We start from the raw sequence: 3,800 nt of genomic DNA on the forward strand, positions 1-3,800 counted from the left end.
TCACCGCCACGCCGTAGGGGCTGTTGCCGACGGGGACGGTGGCGACGACCTTCAGGGTTTTCGGGTCGATGACCGTAAGGACGCCCGCTCCCTGTTGCGTGACGTAGACAGCTTGGGTGGTGGCCTCGATGTTGAACGGATCGCTGCCATACGTGCCCACGGGAATCGTCGACGAGACTTTGTGGCTGCCGGTGTCGATCACGGAAACGTTGCCCGGGCCGAGCTCGGCCACGAACGCGGACCGACCGTCGGGGGCGACCGCCACGTCGAAGGGACCCTCGCCCACCGGCACCGTATTCGTCTGCCCGGTGCTGGTGTTGACGGCCAGGACCTTGGCGGCCGTCTCGTCGGCAACGTAGGCCGACTTGCCGTCGGGTGTGAGGGCGATGCCTGCCGGCGTGCGACCTGCGGGGAGGTCCCGGACAACGCGGTGCGCACGGGCGTCGATCACCGACAGGGTCCCCGAGCCCAGGTTCGCCGCATAGACCGTGCCGCCGTCGCGGCTGAAGACCACGCTCACCGGAGAGATACCGACCGGGATGGTCGCCGTGACCCGGTTGGTCCTGGTGTCGAGCACCGAGACATTGTTCGACCCGCCGTTGGCGACATACAGGAACCTGCCGTCTGGGCTCAAGCTCACCCCGGTGGGGTTGGTTCCCACCGGCACGGTCGCAACGATCTTGTTGGTTTGGGAATCCAGCACCGAGACCCGCGTCGCGCCGCTGTTGGCGATGTACACGCGCTTGCCGTCAGGGCTCACTGCGACGCCTGCGGGCGCCACCCCTGCCTGCACGGTGACGATGACCTTGTTGCTGCGAGCGTCGATGACCGACAACGTGTTGTCGAGCTGATTGGTGACGTACACGCGACGGCCGACACCCGGGGCTGCTGTTGCCGACGGCCCTGGCTCGGAGACCGAACCGCCGAAGGCAGCGGGTATGCCGGAGGTCAACAGGATCCCCATGCCGACCGCGAGTGCGGGCCGGAGCCTTGTGGAGACGCCTCTGGAGACAACGTCGTATCGGATTCGCAGGGCAGAGAACATATCGCCTCCTGTGCGCGTGAGTCGTAGTGGTTCGTCAGTGGCCGATTGACCTGTCCGAGGGCTGGCTCTGGCCCGTGGGCGGATGTCAGGCCAGCAACTCACGCGCGAAGTAGTCACGCTCATCACGCACACCTGGAAGGGCGAAGAAGTAACCCCCGCCCCGCGGACTGATGTAGGGCACGAGGGTTTCGGCTTCCAGCCGGGTCTGCATGGCGATGTAGGTGTTGAGTTCACGCTGGAAGCAGACGAACGCATGCCCCATGTCGAGTTCTTCCACATTGGGGCTCCGGTCGTAGTCGTAGCTGCGCCGCAGGATGGCGCTGGTCGACGCGGTTTCCGGAGTCTGGGGATTCGCCAGACGGATATGGGAGTTCAACGGGGTGATCAGCCCCTGTGGATCGTTGGTGTAGATGGGATCCAGCAGATCCGAGGCGTCTTCGGAGACGGCGTACAGGGGTGCGCCACTTGCTTTGCGCCGACCGAAGATCTGCTCCTGTTGTTCGACGGACACCTTCTGCCACGCTTCGATGAAGAAGTGGACGATACGCAGGACGTGGTAGGTGCCGCCGGCGGCCCAGGCCGGTTCTGCCGTGTGCGGCTGTGTCCAGACCACCTGGTCCATCTGGGTGGTGTCCGTGGTATCGGGATTGGCGATGCCGTCCTTGAAGCCGAACCAGTCCCGGCGGACGCCCACGGGACGCGGTGGATTGCGCTGGCCGTCGATACGCCAGCGCAGCTTCATCGCGCCTTTCGTGTTGGTCAGAATGTCGACCAGTGCGTGCACGGTCGTGTCGCGATGATCGGCACATATCTGGATCAGCAGATCGCCGTGGCAGATCTTGGGGTCCAGGTCGTCATGGAGGAAGGGCTCCATGGTGATGAGCTGGACGGGCTTGCGCGGAGCGAGTCCATAGCGGCCGTCGAAGAGGGTCGCGCCCAGCGAGACGGTGAAGGTGAGATTGTCCGGCGCGACCGTCGGACCCACGATTCCGTTGTCCGTCGGTGCTGAGCCCGGGGAGGGCTTCGGAGGCCTACCGCCCGCGGTGAGGAAGCGAGCCCGCTGGGTCAGCGTGCGGAACAGTTCTGTGAGCTCTGCGCGGTCGGAGGCTGTCATGTCGAAGGAGAGGAAGATTGCGTCCTGCTGCGGTGGGGTGGCAATGCCTGCCTGGTGGTATCCCTGGAAGGGAACCGCACTCGCGCGTGCCAGGCCATCGGGCATCGTCCGGCCACGTGCGGCATGGCCACCCAGGACGGTCCCCGCGGTCGCTCCGGCAACACCAGCGGCAGCGCCGTGCAGAAATGCCCGTCGAACAAAGGGACTCGCCGGGCACCCTCCGCCGCTCCACCCACCGTCCCCCGTAGGGGATATGTCCTCAGTCATGGTTTCCTCACGGATAGGGACAGACGACAGGCCACACCTCGGCCGTCATCGGAACAGCGGAGTCGGCCCGGCCGGCAGCAAGGCAGCTACTGAGGGTTTCTGCCGATCAGCGCCTGGCCTGCGGGGCCGATGGGATGTCCTCCGCTTAACGAAACATAATCGCGGCATGCCCCCGCGCCACCTGGGAGGCGGCCGTGCGAGTGAGGCGTCGCAGGATGCGAGCGGACGTCTTGCGGACACCGGCGGCGTTGCCCGACCGGGCGGCTACACGGCAACAACAACTGGGACGGCGCCATCCTCACCATGAATTGGGGCACCGTCTCCTCCCCCGGCGCCGTGTAGCCGCAGACCTATTGGAGACCCAACACCCAATACATGACCGCCGGCGACCTCAACGGCGGCGGCAAGAGCGACTTCGCCCTCTACTACGACTACGCCGGAGCTGGGATACCGGGTCGCCAGGCACCGTGGCGACGACGTCCTCGGCCAGTCAGCCGGGCGCCGGGCCACCGCCGAGGGTGCCGCCACGCAGTACCAGTCCCTGGGTCCGGCCTCCGTGGCCGTCCGGCGAGGTGGGCACCGGGAATTGAGCGCAGAGTCGGGATCGTTCACACGGGTTCTCCCGGACGTCATGGGCGCGATGTCATGTGTTTCTTGATCGCTGGCACCCTCCCGAGTAAAAATCCGCATTGCCCGCGAGGAGTGTTATGCGACCCAGATTCCCATCCGCCCAGGCCTCGGCGGTCGGAGCGGCGCTGGCCATCGTCGTCACCTCGGCGTCAACCGCGCTCGCCGCCCCCGGTGCGCCCGGTACCCGGCCGTCGTTCTGTGACCACGACAACCGCAGCACGCCGTTCGCGCAGTACCTGTGCGCCGAGCCCGGTGAGCTGCTCGATGTCCGCATCGGCGACGTGCACCCGACCCAGCCGTCGCTGGGTTATGACGAGGTGTACTACAAGCTCGGCCGCTACACCCTGGGCAAGGACGCGATCAACAAGAAGTTCGACGACTGGTGCGAGGCCGACGGCCGTACAGCGGCGGCGACCGTGTCACCCGGCGCTCGCCTGGACGACCCGGCCTCCTTCACCTGCGAACTCCCGGTCGGTGGAGAGACAGCGGACAGCATCGCCGCGATGAAGACCGTCGTCATCGGCCCAAGTGGTGAGCCGTTCCTCACCGATGGGCATCACACGCTCACGTCCTTCTACGAGACTCCTGACGGCGGAGCCGACCTCCACGTCCGGCTGCGGGTACTGGCCAACCTGAGCAACCTCACCCGCCAGGACTTCTGGGACCAGATGCAGGCGCACAAGTGGGTGTACCTGCGTGACCCCGAGGGCAATCCGGTCACGGTGAACAAGCTTCCGACCAGTG

Annotated in this window: 3 protein-coding genes; 1 reads left to right on the plus strand and 2 read right to left on the minus strand. The window is 66.2% G+C overall.

Going from position 1 to position 3,800, the window contains the following annotated elements:
- Positions 1–1,045 (minus strand): YVTN family beta-propeller repeat protein (locus VXC91_RS43315; RefSeq protein ID WP_329512847.1); only part of this gene is annotated, 1,045 nt, incomplete at its 3' end.
- Positions 1,046–1,130: 85 nt separating this feature from the next.
- Positions 1,131–2,264 carry a Dyp-type peroxidase gene (locus VXC91_RS43320; RefSeq protein WP_329512848.1) on the minus strand — a complete coding sequence of 378 codons (1,134 nt, stop codon included), beginning with the start codon at positions 2,262–2,264 and terminating at the stop codon, positions 1,131–1,133.
- A gap of 869 nt (positions 2,265–3,133) precedes the next feature.
- Here VXC91_RS43320 and VXC91_RS43325 point away from each other — a divergent pair.
- Positions 3,134–3,800 (plus strand): ParB/Srx family N-terminal domain-containing protein (locus VXC91_RS43325; protein WP_329512849.1); only part of this gene is annotated, 667 nt, incomplete at its 3' end.

This window comes from Streptomyces chiangmaiensis (assembly GCF_036281785.1).
Lineage (GTDB): Bacteria > Actinomycetota > Actinomycetes > Streptomycetales > Streptomycetaceae > Streptomyces > Streptomyces chiangmaiensis.